This window comes from Microcoleus sp. A003_D6 (assembly GCF_036702825.1).
Taxonomy (GTDB): Bacteria; Cyanobacteriota; Cyanobacteriia; order Cyanobacteriales; family Microcoleaceae; genus Microcoleus.
This window is the reverse complement of sequence record NZ_JAUBWA010000136.1, coordinates 1-17,109: the sequence shown is the minus strand read 5'-3', so window position 1 is coordinate 17,109 and position 17,109 is coordinate 1. Positions and strand designations below refer to the sequence as shown.

Here is a 17,109-nt window from a genome sequence, read left to right as displayed (position 1 = left end):
CCAACAGCGTAGGAAGTAAACCCTGAATTGTATCTAAAGACGACTTTAGGTAGGTTTAGGTAAGTTTTATAAAGCAGTTAGTGCAGTAGACTTTTCGCTTTCGGAGATTCAGCAATATCTCGATCGCATCAAGCTTAGCAAAACGGGACAAATTTTCGCGATCGAACGATCGGGCTTGCTGGTTGCCAATTCACGGCGGTTAAGCTGTTGCGGCATTTAAATTGTATGTTAGAAAACAATCAAACTCTTGTGGGGAGTAGGGTTGGGCGTCCCGCTCGCCCTGAACATACAATTTAAATGCCCGCTCGCGTAGCCGAAGGGTCGTTTCTCTCTCAGGTCTAAAGACTCGCTCGTTTCCCCCTTACCGAGTTTTTTATATGAAAAAATGGCAGGAAAATAGCAGAAAATCAAAGATTTATCGCTACTTGTGGTTGCTTTTTTTGTGTCTCAGCTTTCTGTTAGTTCCGGCTATCAAAAAAATAGCTGCCGATACGTCATTTCCCCCGCCAGCTCCTATTGCAAATAATGCTAGTTTTGGAGCAAGGATTCAAAGGACGATGGGGTTACTTGCGGCAAGCACTCCAACAGAACGTCGAAAAGTGCGTATCCTATTTTACGGTCAATCCATCACTCAGCAAGATTGGTGGCAAGATGTAGTAAAGGATTTGAAACAGCGATTTCCCAATGCAGATTTAATTGTTGAAAATCGGGCGATCGGAGGATTTTATGCCCCAATTTTAATCCGTCCCAGCGAACACGATTTGTATCCTTTTTATCCAGATTTACTAATTTTCCATGTTTACGGAGGCGATGAAGATTACGAAGCTATAATTGCCAATGTCCGCCGCCGCACTGCTAGCGAAATACTCTTGCATTCAGACCATATCGACTGGATGCCGACAGGCAACAGCGACGATCCAAATTCAGTCAACAGATACGAATGGCACAACACTCATTCTACTAAATGGCTGCCGGAGTTGGCCGATAAATACGGCTGCGAAATCGCGGAAATTCGCGAACCTTGGCGCAGGTATTTGAAAGACAATCGCTTGCAGCCAAAACAGCTATTGAGCGACGGGATTCACCTCAACGCTTGGGGAAATTTTCTCCTAGCTGCTCTCATAAAACCGCACCTGCGATACAACCCAAATTCTCCTCAAGCGCAGCAGCAGGATTTAGTGAAAACCTATACAGTTGGCAGCGATGTTAAGTGGCAAGATGGCAAGTTGGTTTTAGAATTTGAAGGAAATAGAATAGATGCGATCGCCGATAAAACTTTCAACGGCGAGGCAATTTCTGCTAGAATTGCGATCGACGGCAAAAAACCCTCCGAATTTCCTGAACTTTACAGCATCACCAGACCTAGCGTCAGTCTTGGCGTCGCTTGGCCGGCTATTCTCCAAGTATCCAGCCAAAAACCGCTAATCGTCGAAGATTGGAAAGCCGTAATTACTGAGATTAACAGCGACGCCAGCAAGTTTAAATTTGACGTTGTAGGTTCTAAAACAGGTTACGACGGCAGCGGTACAAACGACAAAATGTTTGTCTCAAACTCTGGCCGCGTCCTAATTGAACCGAGAAACTGGTGGCTGCAAAATGCCTGTGAATACTCGAAAAAGCCGACGCCAAAAGGCTTTGAAATTGCGTGGCAGGTGCGGCCGATGTTTGTTGATTCATACGTTCCGCCAAAGATTGCAGATTCAAGCCTGGAGTATCCTACAACATTGGCTCAGAATTTAAGCAATTCCAAACACGTTCTTGAAATCATTCCTGAAACTAACGGGACAGTTCCCATTCAGGCAATTCGAGTCTATCGCCCTCCTTATATTCCTTCACCATGAATAAGGAATAAACTTCTTACTACGAACTTAATTTATGTAGGTGCTCTTCTGCCGTGCACCTTACCTAGTTATATCAAATCCGCGCTTCATCCGAATAGTAATACCAATTCTCAGAAAGATGAGGTACGTAGTTGGGCTTGGGCCCTCTTAGTTTAGTGGTTATATAAGCTGTCAGTCATACCTCATCTGTTTGAGAAAGGCTATAATACCAATTCTCCAAAATCTGGCAACAGTTATGAGTTTTTGGTTTGTTTCCTGAACTATTGTGTAAGGTGCGTCGCTGTGAGATTGTCGCTTTTTTTGAGAATTAGTGAATAGCGACGCACCCTACAGCTACTGTTACATGATTTTTTAGAATTAGTATAAAGTCGAGTCAAGCGGCCGCCAAAGGATAAGCGCAACCGATAAGTTTTTCGACTCACAGTCAACAGTCAACAATCATTTCGCTCGTGCAACTCTCCATTTACCCGCCGCTTCTGGCAATCCCCTACTCGTGAAACATCAACAGCGATAAAAATAAATCCGCCACAAAAATAAACACCCAGGAAGTCACAACCGCCGCCGTTGCAGCTTGGCCTACTCCTTTCCCTCCGCCCGCCGTCGTCAACCCCCAACCGCAACCGACAAGGGCAATTATTAACCCAAAAATAAAACTCTTAATCGCCACAGTTACTAAATCCCACGGCCCCAAAAAAGTCCGCACCGATTCCAAAAATACCGACGATTCCAAATTGTAAAAATTAACCGCCACAAACAGCCCGCCCAAAATCCCCACCGCTACCGCAAAAATTGTTAAAATCGGCACCATGATGCAGCAAGCTATCACCCTCGGCACTACTAAATAATCAACCGGATTTGTTCTCAACATATACAGGGCGTCTATTTGTTCCGTCACCTGCATTTCTCCTATCTCCGCCGCAAAGGCAGAACCTACTTGTCCCGCCACCACGCCCGCCGTTAAAAGTGGTGCTAATTCGCCGCAAAATGCCACAGCAAAAGCACCTCCAACCGCCCCAACCGCCCCAAAGCGAACCAATTCTCTGCCGGATTGAATGGTAAAAATCATGCCGGCAAAAAAGGCTATTAGCAGCACGGAACGCAAAGAATCCAGCCCTACTGTTACTAAATGTTCCATGATTTTGCGGCGGTCAATTTTGCCTTGGAGTATGCGCAGCAGCACTTGGCCGCCCAGGAAAAGCGTCACTAAAAACCGCTGAAACCACCTGTTCTTGAAGGTTTCATCTAAATGTCGATCGCGCTTTTCTTGGTATTTTTTAACCAATGACTGCTGGCTCGCGATTAATTGCAAACAGGGCGAAGCATTGCTAAATAGAGATTTAGTTTATTCTATAGCACTTATTGCACGATTTGTCAACATATATTTTCTGTCGGAGGGCCCTGCGATTGGTTGGTTAGGCGCGGCGCGGTTTAAGATTTATTTATTGGTGACTTAACTTAATCGCCGCGCCCAACCCACCCTACAATATGACTGACTACTAGGCAAGCAACAAGTCGATAAACTTATCCAACTCTTCATTGTACTTTTCGGCTTGATCCTTGCCAATTCTCACCAGTTCCGATATCTTCTCTTCCGAGGCATCATCAATCAGCAGCGGTTGTTCGCGGCTCAAATCTGGATTAATTCTCAAATATTGATTTGGTCTTTCAATCGCATCAAAAATTTGGATGATTTGATAATTTACAGTTTCAGCAACTCCCGTCATCATGATATTAATCAAAGGCTCAACCCACTCAACTTGACCCCAATTTTTAACTTCTTCGTAGGGGAATTTTTTCTGAGCTTCTCCCGTCCCCAAGGATAAAATTACCATATCTTTTGCTGTCGGGCCCTTGTCGGGGCGCTCGTCGGGAATTCTGAATTTATTTCTAACTTCTGCATAGGCACAAAGTGCGGGATTGTTTGCGAATACTCCCCCGTCAATTAAAGCGTAGGATTCGTTGGTTAAAGAGCGGATTTTGGGAAGTTCAAAGTAAGAGGGAGCGGCAGATGTGGCTCTGGCGATATCTCTAACAAAATACTCTTCGGCTGGATCTTTTTTAGCATCTATTTGATTAAAAAAGTGAGCTTTTCTCCTTTCGACATCGTAACTGGAAATTAAACAAGGTTTCAGCAGTTCGCTGAGTTTGCAATCTCTAAAGTTTTCCAAAAAGAATTTTTCTAAGCTATCGCTGGGATATTTCTCATCTACCAAACCGTCTAGAGATTTGAGTTTTTGCCAAAAGGAACTCTTAAAAACGTCGCGGCCGGTCTTAATCGAAAAATTAACAGCGTCTTGGGCAGACCACCGAGGTCTGGTGGGATTTTCGGCATCGGGACACAAATAGATGCAAGTTAAAATTCCTCCCGCACTCGTGCCGGCGATTAAATCAAAATAGTCAGCTATTCTCGCATTTGGGTTGCCACTTTTCTGTTGCAGCTTTGACTCAATGCTAACTGCAACTTGCGCGGGGATAATCCCTCTAATTCCGCCTCCATCTATGGATAAAATTCTAGTATATTTAGCCATGATTATTGCCTATTCTGGATGTTTTCTCGTTTCCTAATCTCAAATCCCCAAGCTTCCTCATTCATGCACCGCTCAATCTCAAATCTCCGCTCTCAAATCTAAATTTAATTGGCGGGCTGCGATCGTGTAGCGAAAAATGTATTCTACAATTTCTACGTAATTGTAAGCGGCGGCTGGCGAGTCCGCCCAGACTGTGACGCCGTGATCGCGAATTAACAAAGCGGGTACAGAGGGCGCACAAATGGCAAAGGATTCGCAAATTTCCTTGGCTATTTTAGGCACTTCCAAGTAATTTGCAAATAGAGGTATCGCCACCTGCGGGTTTTCCTCCCACACCCCCAAACCTTTCAGCATTTCGATCGCGGGTAAAGGCACTGCATCGCCTGCTACCAGCCGAGAAACTAAATTTGCCTCGATCGAGTGGACGTGATAGCAAGCTTTAGCGTCGGGAAAGCAATTGTAAACGGCTAAATGAATGCTGGTTTCGGCTGAAGGGCGGCTGTCGGGAACAGGTTGCTCGACAATTGCGCCGTCTGAGCTCATTCTGATAAAATCTGCTTCAGTTAACTGCCCTTTCGCGCGGCCGCTAGCAGTAATCCAAAAACTGCCATCTGGTAAGCGCGCTGAAAGATTGCCAGCAGTCCCAACCATCCAACCGCGATCGTAAAAATGTTTGGCTGCTGCAATTAAATCCGATCTCAAATCGCCACTCATTCTTTACAAATCCTCAGCTTTTAATCTACTTTTTACGTTAATAGGAATTGCGCTGGCCTATCTAAACGTAGGGTAATCCGTACACACCTTATATCAAATTCGGTAGCATCGGACTTATCTGCACGGGGGCGGGTTTATTATATTGTTTATTATGGGCAATTATTGTTGGTGAACCCGCCCCTACAAAATTTAACATCATACAATACCGATGCAAACGGAATTTATATTACCTGAGAAAGGCGATAGTTTCAATTCCATTTCTGGGACAAACTTTCCAAAATGTCAAAAAAATTATCCCATTTAGTGTAAGGCTTTTGCTGTTCGTCTAGATACTCGGCAAGCCGATCGCGCGCAAACACCGACGAAGCCTGCAAAGCCATGTTAAAATCCGTCAGCGAATCTCCGATCGCCACCTGTTCCTCGGCCGGGTGCTGGCCCATCACCCGCACCTTAGACACCAATTCCGCATCTCCTTCAAACTCAGAATTGACTTGCAAGCGAGGGCCGCTAGCGTCCACATCCACAGCGTAAATAGCGATCGCCCGGTTTACCAAATCGCCCATTACCGTCTCTACCATGACCCGAAGACCGCCGGAAACGATCGCAAAATCCACCCTTCGCTCGTCCAAAAAATCCAGCAATTCCACCAATCCCGGCCGCATCAGCTTTCCCCTAGAAAATTCCACAATTTCCCCGTAACATTCCGAGGGAATAGACTCTAGTATCTGCCGCACTCCCGATCGCAAACTCAGCCTTCTAGCGTATATTTCAGGCATCAGTTGAGACGACTGTTCCGGTGCGAAATGCTTGAGCATTGCCACAAAAGTTTCTTCAACGGTTATCGTGCCGTCAAAGTCGCAGAATACCACCCGTTTTCGATTGTTCGGGATGGGAAATTTTTGCTTGTCATCGGTCATTGTCAGTCGCACAAGAAAGAGAACTGGAAAAGTTTACACAATTTATCGTACACTGTCGAGCGACAGACACCCTGACAGCCAAAAACTAATAGCTACGCGCAGTGTTTTGGCAATCGCCCGCAGGATTTGATGCAAATTATTCGAGGGCATCTTCCAGAGAATCTTCTAGGGAATCTTCCAGAGAATCTTCCAGGGAATCTTCCAGGGAATCTTCCAGGGAATCTTCCAGGGAATCTTCCAGGGAATCTTCCAGGGAATCTTCTTCTACTTCCTGCTTTTTATTTTTTGTCTTTTGGGGGTTAGATTTAGCCGGCAAACAGATTAAATTGTCATCCTCAGTATTAATCAAACCCTTCGATCGCAACTTACCCATCAGGCGCGTCACAGTTACCCGCGTCGAGCCGATCGCGCTGCCAATTTGAGCGTGAGTCAAAGTCCAAGGCAGCCGGTAGCCCCGAACCACATCCGGTTCAGCCTCACCTACGTAAGGTTCGCCGAACTCTTCGATCAACAAAGTGAGAAATCCCAGCAGTCGGTCGATCGTCCGGCGCTGTCCCAAAGTGCTCAGCCAGAGAAGTTTCCGCTGGTGCTGGTAGCGAAACGCATCCAAAATTTCCCTGCGGAAGTGAGGCCAATTATCCAAGTCGTGCCAGTACATCCACACTACGTGAGTTTGATCGGCGTGGGCGTAAGCTTGGAGAGTAAACGGAGACTGAGCAACCAGTTCAAAGGGCTGACCGGCGCCGACGAAGCCCAAAAAAGCTTCTTCTGTAGTTTTGTCAGCGGATTTTGACTTCGTGGCTGCGGCGCTAACTTGAGCGCTGCCTACGAGCCGCACAGAACCTTTCTGGACTAAATACAGCAGTCCGGGTCTGGCGGGAATCCGCTCGTCTTTGCTAAAAGTCCGGTAGCGGTAGTGTTCCTGGGCCCAGTCGATAATTCGCTGCCAAGTGATAAACGGTCGATCGATAGTATCTACAGGTGTGGAAGTTGATTGCATAAGTGAGGCTCTGGGATATATTTAATCAGTGAGAAAAACAGCTTCTGCCAGCAGTGCGATACAAAGTGAGACAACCAACCCCCGATCGAGCTTGCACTAGCTTAACTGTGCTAACTTTTCTCAGTTTTACATAAAAATTCAATGTAGCAAAAAATACATCAAAATGGTAGAATTCAGCAAAGAATTTGTCGTAAATTATTGTACATTTAGCAAAAAAATCGCTATAAAGCCGATGATTTCGATGTAGCCCCGCCCGTGGGAGCCGATCGACCATCTCTGACTTCAGCGGTTTAACGTACAACAACAGCGCAATCGGTAACAGTCGATCGTTGCTCTTACCGTAGGATCGGCCGATATGGATACAGCAAATATCTCGCAGTGCCCGGAAGTTACAGTGAAGTGTTTCTTGCTTTCAAGGTTCCAAAGGGCGATCGCCCAGCAAGAGGCACTAGGGAAAATTCCATTAAATCTCATAGGTGGCACCATTCTCAAGAACAGGCAAGATGCCTGTTCCACAACAAGTGAATTTGATGGTGGGGTGGGCATCCTGCCCGCCCAAGATGCCTGTGCCACAACAAGTGAATTTGATTTGGGGGTAGGCATCCTGCCCGCCCATAACCAGCTTATTGAGAATGGTGCAATATTTCCGTTAAATCGTAGTAAAGATCGCGCGCGGGTGCTGTACGTGTCTGCGATCGCCCTGAAATTAGCTAAAACTTGGCAGCAGACACCCCAGACAATTGCCGCACAGTTGGCCGAAATTCTCGAACCGCTGTGCGGCCAAGATTTCGCCGTTAAAGTCGCGCCGGCTGGAATTATTGAGTTGGAGTTGACTGATGCGGGTTTAGCCGTCTGGTTGCAGCGTTTAGCTCAAACGAACCTCCCAGTTCCAGAATCTCGAATATTATCTCCTGTTGTGTGTGCCGATCGGCTGTTTCCGATTCAGTACAGCCACGCGCGCTGCTGTTCCCTGCTGCGAATGGCCCACCGCGATCGCCTAATTTCGATCGCGCAGCCCGATGTCGCTACAGCACCCGAAATCTGGTCGCTGATAGCACCAAATCCTATACCCTGGGTTGACGAGGGCGATCGACTGCGGTTAGTGCATCGTGCTGAACGCAATTTAATTTCGCAACTAATAGCAGTGCTAGATAGTTTATATCCTATTTTCGAGGTCAAAAACCGCGAACAACCTGTCAATTATTTCAAACTAGCCAATAGTTTGAGCGAAGCATTTCAGATTTTTTACAGCCAGTGCAGAATTTGGGGAGAAGTTAAAATAGAAACACCAAAACTCGCCCAAGCAAGATTGGGTTTAATATTAGCAACACAATCTTTGCTGCGATTTATCCTAGAAAATTTTTTAAATGCTATTGCTCCTTTAGAACTTTGAGTTAGTTAGTAGAAAAAAGTAATAAGCAACAGGTAAGAGAGTAGTTTACTGTATTTTTGGCGCTGGTTTCGGACAATTTTTATTTTGATAATCGCACTGATAGACCTGTGCTTTTTGCCACCTCAAAGTAATACCTATTCTCTAAAGTCTTGCAACAATGATGAGTGTGGGTTTGTTTGCGCTCACCTGAGTGTAGGGTGCGTCGCTCAAAGATTGTGGATATTCTTTAAGATTTAAGGGTGGCGACGCACCCTACAAATACTGTTGCTTCGCCCAAAATCAGGTAGGGGCGGGTTCACCAACAATATCTGCCAATAATTGACAATCTCAAAAACCCGCCCCGGCCGGGATATTACTTTAAAATAGTGTGAATTTTTCGCCAGCGGTGCGATCGAGTATGATAAATTTCCGCTGCAATTACCCACGAAAAAACCATCAAAAGCCTCCCATCAATGCCGTAATAAAAATGAGAAACCAGCAATTTATCATCCCTGCCAAAAATCCCGTCTTTAAATCCCAATATAATGCCTGCATCTAGTTTAATGCGTGGCAGGCGAGATTTGTTTTTTTCCATGTTTTGCGATCGGCAGCGTTACTGTAAATGTACTGCCGACGCCTTCTTCACTGCTCAATGTAATTTCGCCACCGTGCAAGTCCACGCATTTTTTAACAATGCTCAGCCCCAGTCCCGTACCGGGAATTCGACCGACATTTTTAGCCCGGTAAAATGAATCGAACAGCCGTCCTTGCTCTGCTACAGGTATGCCAATTCCTGCATCCTGTACCGAAAAAATAGCCTCAGTTTCAGTAAGTTTTAATTCAAAGATTACTTCGGTCTGTGGGGGAGAATACTTAATAGCATTGGACAGCAAATTGCCCAGAATTCGCCGGAGTAAGCTTACCTCCAAACACGCCATCGCGGCTTGACTGTGATTCACAAAACTCAGCGTTACCCGATCATTTTCAGGTTTTAACTTCAGGCTGCTATGAAATTCCTCTACCAACTCATTACAAAACTTTGCTAAATCTATGGGTAGCAAGGAAAAGCCGGTTTTTCCTGACTCAACACGCCCCAGCAGCAGCACATCATCTAATAACAAATCTATGCCTTTTGCGGCTGCTTGAGTTTTGTCTAGAAGTTCTTGTGTTTTCTCATCTGTTAATGTCAACTTGTACTTGCTAAGAAGTTGTGTAGTGCCGATGATGAAATTTAAAGGATTGCGAACGTCGTGGGCAATCATGTACAGCAAAGATGTTTTCATCTCGTTGAGTTCCTGGGCTGTTTGCAGAGTGCGATCGAGTTGGTCGTGAGACAATTTGAGAGTTAAAGACAACTGGCGCGATCGCAGCAAAATCTCCACCCGCGCTTGCAATTCAATCTTCTCGATCGGAGCGATAATCAAATCGTCAATACTTTGCCAAATAAATTGCGTTGCCATCCCTACATCCGAGCGGGATGTAATCAAAAGAAAAGGCAAACATACCGGGTGTTCGGCCTGTTTTTGGGCAGCCACCCATTGCCAGTGGCGTTTCAGGGCAAGACCGTCAATTATCGCCAGGTCAAAAGATTGATTAAATGGTAAAAAATCCTCACTATTTTCGGTTGAGTTTGGCAGCAATACCTCATAGTAAACTGCTAGCCATTCTAATAACAGACGGCGATTTTCTTTCTGTTCGACAAGCAATAAAATTTGACTCACGCAGGTTCTCCTAGCAAGCTGTGAACAATTCCTAACAAATCTTTAACGATCAAAGGTTTTACCAACATATTCCGAGCACCGTGGCAGAGGCTTTCGTGCTGAATGGCAGCGCTTTGTTTGGGCGAGAGTATCATAAAAGGGATTTCGTGATTTCGCAGTTTTTCGCAGCAGTCCCAAATCCGGCGGTCGAAACCAGAAATATCTACTAAAGCCATCCCGATCTTAGCAGGCTGACTGATAGCTTGTGCAACCTCTTCAAAACTATAAGCTGCGATCATCTGGTATCCTTCTTTGTTGAGAAATTGTGCTAAGAGTTCCAAGTTTCGGTGATTGCGGTCAACCGCTAAAATTATTGAGTTTTCAGTCATATACCAGCTTCCTTTGAATACGGGTTATACCATTTTAGATTTTAGATTTTATATTTTAGAATGCGGAGTAACTGATTGTATATGATGGGTTGGGAGGTTGCCTCAAGTTTGATTCTTTTTTTATCTGGTATCAGCTTACTTTTCGGCGAGGGATTACATTGGTTTTCAGTTGAGTGAAGTACAGATGCTGGGGTACAGGACACGGCCGCGTGCCCGCGTGCCCCTACTGTATTTCATATAATTGAAAACTACACTACGATAAAAGTCGAAAAATACACAAATTGAGCAACATATTTAAGTTTTCCAGGACTGAGGCTAGTGGTGAGGTGCGCGGTGCGCACCCTACTAATTTGATTCACGACTGCAAAATTATTAGCTGCAATTGCCTAAAAACAGCACGATAAACCCCGATTCAATCTTCATCCGTTCCCTCCTCAATCCACACCGGCGCCGAACTCAAAATGCCGCGCAGCCCCCGTATCGGTTTGCTGACTTTGATGCCGTAGCGAGTAATATCGAGTTCTCGCAGAGTTCTCTCGAAATTGCTGACTCGTTTTTTAATTACTCCGATCGCCTTGCGGATTTCTGTCCTATTATGCAGTTGGCGTTCCAGATAACGTATAAACAGAAGATTATCCGCCAAATAGCTAATCCCGATCTCGGTCAGCCGAAAATCTCCGCTAATGGCTTCTACCTCATTAATCAAGATAACCGTGACTCCCATATTCTTCAGATACTTGCACAAAGCGTGCAAATTGTGCACCAAATCTTGCCCCTGCATCGAAAGCTGATAGCCAGAAATACTGTCAAGCATCACAATCCGCGTCTTTTCCTGCTCCACCTCCTGGCGTACCATACAGGCAAACTGATCCGGGGAGTACAGCAAAGGTTCCACGGGTATCACCGAAAGACTTCCTTGCCCCATCATCGCCCCAACCGGGATGTTAACTGATTCGCAGCGCTGCAGCAGAGTAGAAGTTGACTCCTCAAAAATGTAAACTACCGATCGCTCCCCCCTTCCTGCTGCTTCCTTCATAAACTGAATCCCCACCGTCGTTTTACCCACGCCGCTAGGCCCGCTAATCACCGTCACAGTCCCCCGTTCCAGTCCCCCGTGCAGCAGTTCGTCGATTTCAGGAACCCCAGCAGAAATCGCTTCAGCAACAAAATCCTGTTGAAAGTTGTCCGGAAGCAGTCGCGGAAATACCTCCATACCAGCCTCAGTCAGGCGCAGCGAATGGCGGCCGCTGCGGAAGTTGGAGCCTCGCAGCTTGGTGACAGACAGGGTGCGTCCTTCAGGGCGCAGTTCCAAGTAAATTACTCCGTCGCTGATGAATTGTAAATCGTCGTCGGGAGCATTTAATGTACCCTCTGAGGTGAACACCACCGTCGCCCCTCCTTCCACCAAAAACCGCAGAAAAGACAAAACTTGCTTGCGAAACTGAAACTCATCCGCAGCTAAGTAGCGAAATTGAGTTATCGCGTCCAAAAACACCCGTTGCGGCTTGACAGCTTGGACTCGATCGATAATCTTTTGTGTAGTCGGTTCTCGCTCAACCTCGGAGGGCGAGAAAATATCATAAGTCTGAACTTCTGTAAAAAATTCTGAGGATGGGCTCAAATCCAGGAACGCCATCGCTTCCATATCAAAACCGAGACTTGTGGCATTGGCCCGCAATTGCGCTTCCGGTTCTCCTAAAGTAATAAACAGGGGCGTTTCTCCCAAAGCCACACCTGCGGTCAAAAAGTGAAAGCCCAGCGTAGTCTTGCCAGTACCCGGGCCGCCGCGCACCAGATAAGAGCGTTGAGAAATTAGGCCGCCCCCAATCACTTCGTTGAGACCGGTAATTCCCAGAGAAATTCGGTTTTGAGACATTTGTTTTTTCATCTTTTGAATATGGGGCCCGTATTAATATTTAATGGTTTTACGCAGTGTTTTGATAATTTTTTTACCGGGCGTCTCATAACCTTCATGAAATCTTTTTCTACCGAAAATTACGTTAGCACACAAGAATTAGAAAGTATTGTCGGGACTGCTGGCATCTGTCGCTGGCAAGATACAGAGCCATTTTGGCAAGAACGGGTAAAAAAAGCAGTTGTTCCGGGTACAAAGATAGATTGTACCGTTTACCCGAATACTCAGGAAGAACTCGCGGCTGTCATTGCTTGGGTTCGGCAAAATCGCTGTGCAGTCTTGCCTTGCGGTAGCGGCAGCAAACTCGATTGGGGCGGTTTAGTTAAATTAGACTCCGATCCCCCCCAGCCCCCCTTAACAAGGGGGGAGCAAGATGTTGTCAAAGTGGGTCTTTTTAAGGGGGATTTAGGGGGATCTCCTGATGCAGGAGGGATTGTTGCCGTCAGCACGGGGCGTCTGAACCGGCTTGTAGAACACGCTGTGGGCGATTTAACCGTGACTGCGGAAGCGGGAATGAAGTTTGCGGATTTGCAGGAAATTTTAGCGGCATCAGGTCAATTTTTGCCGATCGATCCGGCGTATCCGCAAGAGGCAACTTTGGGCGGAATTATCGCTACTGCTGATGCGGGTTCCTTGCGGCACCGCTATCGGGGGGTTCGGGATTTGTTGTTGGGAATAACCTTTGTGCGATCGGACGGTAAAATTGCGGTAGCCGGAGGTCGAGTTGTTAAAAATGTCGCCGGTTACGACTTGATGAAACTGTTTACTGGTGCTTACGGCACATTGGGCATCATCAGTCAAGTAACTTTCCGAGTTTATCCGCTGCCTGAATCATCGGGAACCGTAGTGCTGACTGGGGAAACTAATGCTTTGTCCCAAACGGCTCAAATCTTATTATCCTCTGCTTTGACACCAAGTGCGATCGATTTGCTGTCACCTGAATTAGTCGCAAAATTAGGCTTAGGAAAGGGTACGGGATTAATCGTCAGATTTCAAAGTATCGCAGAAAGTGTTAAACAACAATCAGCCCGCTTGCTGGAAGTTGGGGAAAAGTTGGGTTTGCAAGGCACTAACTGCGGCGAAAATGATGAGCATCAGTTATGGCAAAGATTGCCAGAAACAATGTGGAATTCTGGCACAAAGTCGGCAATTATTTGCAAAATAGGAATCAGACCGTCGGAAGCTGTCAAGGCAATTAACGAATTGCCTGTACAGGACGCTTTGATTCATGCAGGCAGCGGTTTGGGGGTTTTGCGGTTTGAGACTGCGACGGCCCAAACGCTGTTGCAGGTACGCAGGGGGTGCGAAGCCAAAGGCGGTTTTCTGACTGTTTTAGCGGCGCCGACCGACATCAAGCAACAGTTAGATGTTTGGGGCTATACTGGAAGTGCGATCGATTTAATGCGCCGGATTAAACAGCAGTTTGACCCGGAAAATCTTTTGAGTCCCCATCGTTTTATAAGCGGTATTTAGTTTAAAGTTTTAGTCAGGAGTTCAGTTTTTTTTAATTCCTAGTCTGAATTATTGGTGAACCAGATTTGTTTTTTAACGAACCGCGAAGGCGCGAAGACCGCGAAGGAAGAGAAAAGAAGAGAAGTTTTTGTTGGGACGTTTAGGACGTTCTTAATTGCACTTTATCCATGCGGTCTATTGCTTCTGACTTCTCTCCTAGATAACTAATTTTTTTTTCTTCTTCCTTCTTCCTTCTTCCTTCTTCCTTCTTCCTTCTTCCTTCTTCCTTCTTCCTTCTTCCTTCTTCCATATATGCAAACTTCAGAAAAATCTCCCGTTCCCAGCGACGATTTAAAACCTGCCAAAGAAAGCAATTTTCTAGCACAAAATCCCCACTTAGAAACTCTCGAAATCGGTTTCGACGCCAACAATCCGCCTGACCCAAAATTAATCGATACTTGCGTCCACTGCGGCTTTTGTTTGTCAACTTGTCCGAGTTATCGCGTACTCGGTAAAGAAATGGATTCGCCCCGAGGTCGCATTTATTTAATGGATGCAATCAACGAAGGCGACGCACCTTTAAACGAAGCAACCTCGCAGCATTTTGATACTTGTTTGGGTTGTTTGGCCTGCGTTACAGCTTGTCCTTCTGGTGTTCAATACGACAAATTAATTTCCGCAACTCGCCACCAAGTTACCCGAAATCAGGAACGCACTTTTTCTGACAATGTAATTCGCACTCTGATTTTTAATCTCTTCCCTTATCCTCACAGATTGCGGCCTTTGCTTGTACCGCTGTTTATTTATCAAAAATTAGGGCTGCCAAAACTAATTCGCAAAACCGGTTTGCTGAAAAAACTATTTCCCCGCTTGGCGGCAATGGAATCAATTTTGCCGAAAGTTAGTGTTGATTCTTTCCGGGATAATTTGCCAGAGGTAATTCCGGCAATAGGCGAAAAACGCTATCGAGTCGGCGTGATTTTAGGCTGCGTGCAGCGGCTGTTATTTTCACCAGTTAATGAGGCTACGGTGCGAGTTTTGACGGCTAACGGTTGCGAGGTTGTGGTTCCTAAAAGTCAGGGATGCTGCGCTGCTTTGCCGGAACACCAAGGGCAAGCGGAACAGGCGAAAGCTTTGGCGAGACAGATGATTGATAGCTTTGAAAATACTGGCGTTGATTTTGTAATTATCAACGCTGCTGGGTGCGGTCATACTTTGAAAGAATACGGTCATATGTTAGCAGATGACCCGGATTATCGGGAGAAAGCTGAGAAATTTGCTGCGAATGTTAAGGACGTGCAAGAGTTTTTGGCAAGTGCGGGAATTACGGCAAAACTCAATCCTTTGATTGATGGAGATTTGACAATTGTTTATCAGGATGCTTGTCATTTGTTGCACGGGCAAAAGATTAGTTTGCAGCCGCGTCAGTTGTTGCAACAAATTCCTGGTGTGAAGCTAAAAGAACCTGTGGATGCTGCTTTGTGTTGCGGGAGTGCGGGGGTTTACAATATGCTTCAGCCGGAGGTGGCTGATGAGTTGGGAGTGCAAAAGGTGGAGAATTTGCTGAATACTGGGGCGGAGTTGATTGCTTCTTCTAATCCGGGTTGTTCTTTGCAAATTAAGAAGCATTTGGAGTTGCAAGGGAAATCTGTTACTTTGATGCACCCGATCGAGCTTTTGGATTATTCTATTCGTGGGGTGAAGTTGCAGAGGAAGTAGTTTTGTAGGGCGGGCGGTGTCTGCCCTATTTTCGCTGCTGAGTGAGATGTTTTTTAATGAACCGCTGTATTGAGAAAGATCGCACTTTGGGCTGCTGTTCTAGCGGAAAGACTGCGATCGATGGGTATTGACGCGGAATAATTGTAGACTTGATTGGGGCAAAGGGCGATCGGGGGTAAAATTCAAAGAGATGAATGAGTCTACGACTTCTCAAAAGAAGCACTCCTTGAACGAATGAATTCAGGTTTCTTAGAAAAGCTTGTCAGTAATTGAACTTCCAAGCTGAGGCTGTCAATTTTCTGGCGCGTCAGACGGAATTGACAATAGTTGAATGAGGTATTAGGGCGGGAAAAATTCAATCGGTATGTCACCAGTGAAGAAACGGAATTGACCAAAGTGGCGACATCTGCGCGTTCTTTGGTGGTTGCGGTGGGTATTCTGTTGATCAGGTTGGGTGTTGTTGATTTAATGGAATGGATGGGTTGGCCTTGGTTTTAAAGAGGCTTTGCGGTGGGAAACTGGGATTGTGGGGAGGTGCGATCGCCACTCCATCAATTCAGCAAAGCATCGTATTCATCGTGAGAGCCAATCCAGATCCAGTAATAATCTTCCTCTTTTTTTAAAGCTAATGCGCGGTAGTTTTGCGTAATTCTAACTGAGTATAGGTTTTTGCCCACCTTTTTGAAATGCAACGATGGATGGAAAGGATTTTCTTTCCAAAGCTGATAAGTTTTTCGAGCTTGCTGTTTTATTTGAGGGGATAACGCGCCATAGGCTTTCCAAAAATCAGAAGTTGTTAAGGATTTCATCGATATCCCTCACTTTATTTGCTGCTATGTCGGCTTCGGCTTTCGCAATCAGAGCGTTTAATTTTCCTGTTGACAAGTCCTCTCTCATTTGTCTATCCCACTTTTCATCCAAATAATTTTGCAGCCATGTAACCAATTGACGAACATCTTTTTCTGGAAGTTGTTGAATCGCGGCTTCGATTTCTGGTAAAGCATTCATAGATAAAAATTGGTTTTAGTATCATTCTATATTTTAGCTTAGCTCAGGATTGGTATCAGCTTTCCCATACTGTGATGATAATTGGATATCGCGATCGGCTTGAGGAATTGAGCTACCGAGAGCAATGCGTCGAGCATCTGAGCGAAATTGTGCTGGACATTGTAACATGGGGGGCGATCGGTTATTATCCCAGAAAAGTCCGGTTTAAGTTGATGATTGTGGGGATTTTAGCTTTTAATCGCGTTCTGGTGGCACAGACGATCAATCATTCGCTTATTTTGATTAGTCGCGATTTTGAGGCATAAGCCCTTCAGCGAGTATAGTCATAATGAAGGCAAAAATCTTCTCCTTTACGCGGCGGATATTCTATTGACAACGTTGAGTGTCGGTGCTTTAATGGGATGGATGGGTTTACTTTGGTCGCAAGGAGGGTTTGCGCTGGGGGAAGCGATTTATTTGACTCTGGAGGTGGCGGAGGGGTGCATCTCACTTTGGCAAATACATCAAATTGAAAGTTGACCGTTGAGGTAAGCACAGCGAAGAGAAAGGATAGA

Annotated in this window: 18 protein-coding genes; 6 read left to right on the top strand and 12 right to left on the bottom strand. The window is 45.7% G+C overall.

Going from position 1 to position 17,109, the window contains the following annotated elements; translation table 11 throughout:
* Nucleotides 1-599: 599 nt before the first annotated feature.
* Nucleotides 600-1,841, top strand: coding sequence for an SGNH/GDSL hydrolase family protein (locus QUB70_RS27145; protein ID WP_332984626.1), 1,242 nt, complete (start codon nt 600-602; stop codon nt 1,839-1,841).
* 487 nt (nt 1,842-2,328) lie between these two features.
* Here the strand turns inward: QUB70_RS27145 and QUB70_RS27140 are convergent, their stop codons facing one another.
* The 5 genes from QUB70_RS27140 to QUB70_RS27120 all read right to left on the bottom strand — a co-directional run bounded on the left by QUB70_RS27140 (nt 2,329) and on the right by QUB70_RS27120 (nt 7,000).
* Nucleotides 2,329-3,123 carry an MlaE family lipid ABC transporter permease subunit gene (locus QUB70_RS27140; RefSeq protein WP_332984624.1) on the bottom strand — a complete coding sequence of 265 codons (795 nt, stop codon included), beginning with the start codon at nt 3,121-3,123 and terminating at the stop codon, nt 2,329-2,331.
* A gap of 214 nt (nt 3,124-3,337) precedes the next feature.
* A complete protein-coding gene (locus QUB70_RS27135) occupies nt 3,338-4,369 on the bottom strand; it encodes a patatin-like phospholipase family protein (RefSeq protein ID WP_332984622.1) in 1,032 nt (343 codons plus the stop codon).
* Nucleotides 4,370-4,447: 78 nt separating this feature from the next.
* Nucleotides 4,448-5,083, bottom strand: coding sequence for a methylthioribulose 1-phosphate dehydratase (gene mtnB, locus QUB70_RS27130; protein WP_332984621.1), 636 nt, complete (start codon nt 5,081-5,083; stop codon nt 4,448-4,450).
* Between the two features lie 248 nt (nt 5,084-5,331).
* Nucleotides 5,332-6,000: an HAD-IB family phosphatase gene (locus QUB70_RS27125; protein WP_332984620.1), complete on the bottom strand. Its 669-nt coding sequence runs from the start codon at nt 5,998-6,000 to the stop codon at nt 5,332-5,334.
* 136 nt (nt 6,001-6,136) lie between these two features.
* A complete protein-coding gene (locus tag QUB70_RS27120) occupies nt 6,137-7,000 on the bottom strand; it encodes a Crp/Fnr family transcriptional regulator (protein WP_442927837.1) in 864 nt (287 codons plus the stop codon).
* 355 nt (nt 7,001-7,355) lie between these two features.
* On the opposite strand from QUB70_RS27120, the gene QUB70_RS27115 reads away from it, so the two are divergent.
* Nucleotides 7,356-8,393 (top strand): DALR anticodon-binding domain-containing protein, encoded by a 1,038-nt coding sequence (locus QUB70_RS27115; RefSeq protein WP_332984619.1) that lies wholly within the window; start codon nt 7,356-7,358, stop codon nt 8,391-8,393.
* A gap of 352 nt (nt 8,394-8,745) precedes the next feature.
* Here the strand turns inward: QUB70_RS27115 and QUB70_RS27110 are convergent, their stop codons facing one another.
* The 4 genes from QUB70_RS27110 to QUB70_RS27095 form a co-directional block, all read right to left on the bottom strand.
* Nucleotides 8,746-8,967 (bottom strand): DUF4079 family protein, encoded by a 222-nt coding sequence (locus QUB70_RS27110; protein ID WP_332984617.1) that lies wholly within the window; start codon nt 8,965-8,967, stop codon nt 8,746-8,748.
* Nucleotides 8,933-10,093 (bottom strand): ATP-binding response regulator, encoded by a 1,161-nt coding sequence (locus QUB70_RS27105; protein WP_332984615.1) that lies wholly within the window; start codon nt 10,091-10,093, stop codon nt 8,933-8,935. Before QUB70_RS27105 ends, QUB70_RS27110 begins: the two co-directional genes overlap by 35 nt.
* Nucleotides 10,090-10,461, bottom strand: a complete 372-nt coding sequence (locus tag QUB70_RS27100; protein WP_332984614.1) for a response regulator — start codon at nt 10,459-10,461, stop codon at nt 10,090-10,092. Before QUB70_RS27100 ends, QUB70_RS27105 begins: the two co-directional genes overlap by 4 nt.
* 412 nt (nt 10,462-10,873) lie before the next feature.
* Nucleotides 10,874-12,337 (bottom strand): ATPase domain-containing protein, encoded by a 1,464-nt coding sequence (locus QUB70_RS27095; RefSeq protein ID WP_332984612.1) that lies wholly within the window; start codon nt 12,335-12,337, stop codon nt 10,874-10,876.
* Between the two features lie 96 nt (nt 12,338-12,433).
* Here QUB70_RS27095 and QUB70_RS27090 point away from each other — a divergent pair, with 96 nt between their 5' ends.
* Entirely contained in the window at nt 12,434-13,849 is a 1,416-nt protein-coding gene (locus QUB70_RS27090; RefSeq protein ID WP_332984611.1) for an FAD-binding oxidoreductase, read from the top strand.
* A gap of 139 nt (nt 13,850-13,988) precedes the next feature.
* Here QUB70_RS27090 and QUB70_RS27085 read toward each other — a convergent pair whose 3' ends face one another.
* Nucleotides 13,989-14,138: a hypothetical protein gene (locus tag QUB70_RS27085; protein ID WP_332984609.1), complete on the bottom strand. Its 150-nt coding sequence runs from the start codon at nt 14,136-14,138 to the stop codon at nt 13,989-13,991.
* Nucleotides 14,139-14,140: 2 nt separating this feature from the next.
* Between QUB70_RS27085 and QUB70_RS27080 the strand changes: the two genes are divergently transcribed.
* Complete coding sequence (locus tag QUB70_RS27080) at nt 14,141-15,547, top strand: (Fe-S)-binding protein (RefSeq protein WP_332984608.1); 1,407 nt, start codon at nt 14,141-14,143, stop codon at nt 15,545-15,547.
* Nucleotides 15,548-15,874: 327 nt separating this feature from the next.
* Nucleotides 15,875-16,045 carry a hypothetical protein gene (locus tag QUB70_RS27075; protein WP_332984607.1) on the top strand — a complete coding sequence of 57 codons (171 nt, stop codon included), beginning with the start codon at nt 15,875-15,877 and terminating at the stop codon, nt 16,043-16,045.
* 53 nt (nt 16,046-16,098) lie between these two features.
* Here QUB70_RS27075 and QUB70_RS27070 read toward each other — a convergent pair whose 3' ends face one another.
* Together QUB70_RS27070 and QUB70_RS27065 are read right to left on the bottom strand one after the other, a co-directional pair.
* Nucleotides 16,099-16,356, bottom strand: coding sequence for a type II toxin-antitoxin system RelE family toxin (locus tag QUB70_RS27070; RefSeq protein WP_332984606.1), 258 nt, complete (start codon nt 16,354-16,356; stop codon nt 16,099-16,101).
* Nucleotides 16,334-16,555 carry a hypothetical protein gene (locus QUB70_RS27065; protein WP_332984605.1) on the bottom strand — a complete coding sequence of 74 codons (222 nt, stop codon included), beginning with the start codon at nt 16,553-16,555 and terminating at the stop codon, nt 16,334-16,336. The genes QUB70_RS27070 and QUB70_RS27065 overlap by 23 nt, the downstream gene beginning before the upstream one ends.
* 74 nt (nt 16,556-16,629) lie before the next feature.
* Between QUB70_RS27065 and QUB70_RS27060 the strand changes: the two genes are divergently transcribed.
* Nucleotides 16,630-16,860, top strand: a complete 231-nt coding sequence (locus tag QUB70_RS27060) for a hypothetical protein (protein WP_332984604.1) — start codon at nt 16,630-16,632, stop codon at nt 16,858-16,860.
* Nucleotides 16,861-17,109: the final 249 nt, after the last annotated feature.

Coding starts and splice junctions, on each gene's coding strand:
- QUB70_RS27065 (WP_332984605.1), bottom strand. CDS start 16,555: ATGAATGCTTTACCAGAAATCGAAGCCGCGATTCAACAACTTCCAGAA.
- QUB70_RS27120 (WP_442927837.1), bottom strand. CDS start 7,000: ATGCAATCAACTTCCACACCTGTAGATACTATCGATCGACCGTTTATC.
- QUB70_RS27085 (WP_332984609.1), bottom strand. CDS start 14,138: ATGGAAGAAGGAAGAAGGAAGAAGGAAGAAGGAAGAAGGAAGAAGGAA.
- QUB70_RS27110 (WP_332984617.1), bottom strand. CDS start 8,967: ATGGAAAAAAACAAATCTCGCCTGCCACGCATTAAACTAGATGCAGGC.
- mtnB (WP_332984621.1), bottom strand. CDS start 5,083: ATGAGTGGCGATTTGAGATCGGATTTAATTGCAGCAGCCAAACATTTT.
- QUB70_RS27115 (WP_332984619.1), top strand. CDS start 7,356: ATGGATACAGCAAATATCTCGCAGTGCCCGGAAGTTACAGTGAAGTGT.
- QUB70_RS27100 (WP_332984614.1), bottom strand. CDS start 10,461: ATGACTGAAAACTCAATAATTTTAGCGGTTGACCGCAATCACCGAAAC.
- QUB70_RS27095 (WP_332984612.1), bottom strand. CDS start 12,337: ATGTCTCAAAACCGAATTTCTCTGGGAATTACCGGTCTCAACGAAGTG.
- QUB70_RS27135 (WP_332984622.1), bottom strand. CDS start 4,369: ATGGCTAAATATACTAGAATTTTATCCATAGATGGAGGCGGAATTAGA.
- QUB70_RS27070 (WP_332984606.1), bottom strand. CDS start 16,356: ATGAAATCCTTAACAACTTCTGATTTTTGGAAAGCCTATGGCGCGTTA.
- QUB70_RS27090 (WP_332984611.1), top strand. CDS start 12,434: ATGAAATCTTTTTCTACCGAAAATTACGTTAGCACACAAGAATTAGAA.
- QUB70_RS27060 (WP_332984604.1), top strand. CDS start 16,630: ATGATAATTGGATATCGCGATCGGCTTGAGGAATTGAGCTACCGAGAG.
- QUB70_RS27080 (WP_332984608.1), top strand. CDS start 14,141: ATGCAAACTTCAGAAAAATCTCCCGTTCCCAGCGACGATTTAAAACCT.
- QUB70_RS27125 (WP_332984620.1), bottom strand. CDS start 6,000: ATGACCGATGACAAGCAAAAATTTCCCATCCCGAACAATCGAAAACGG.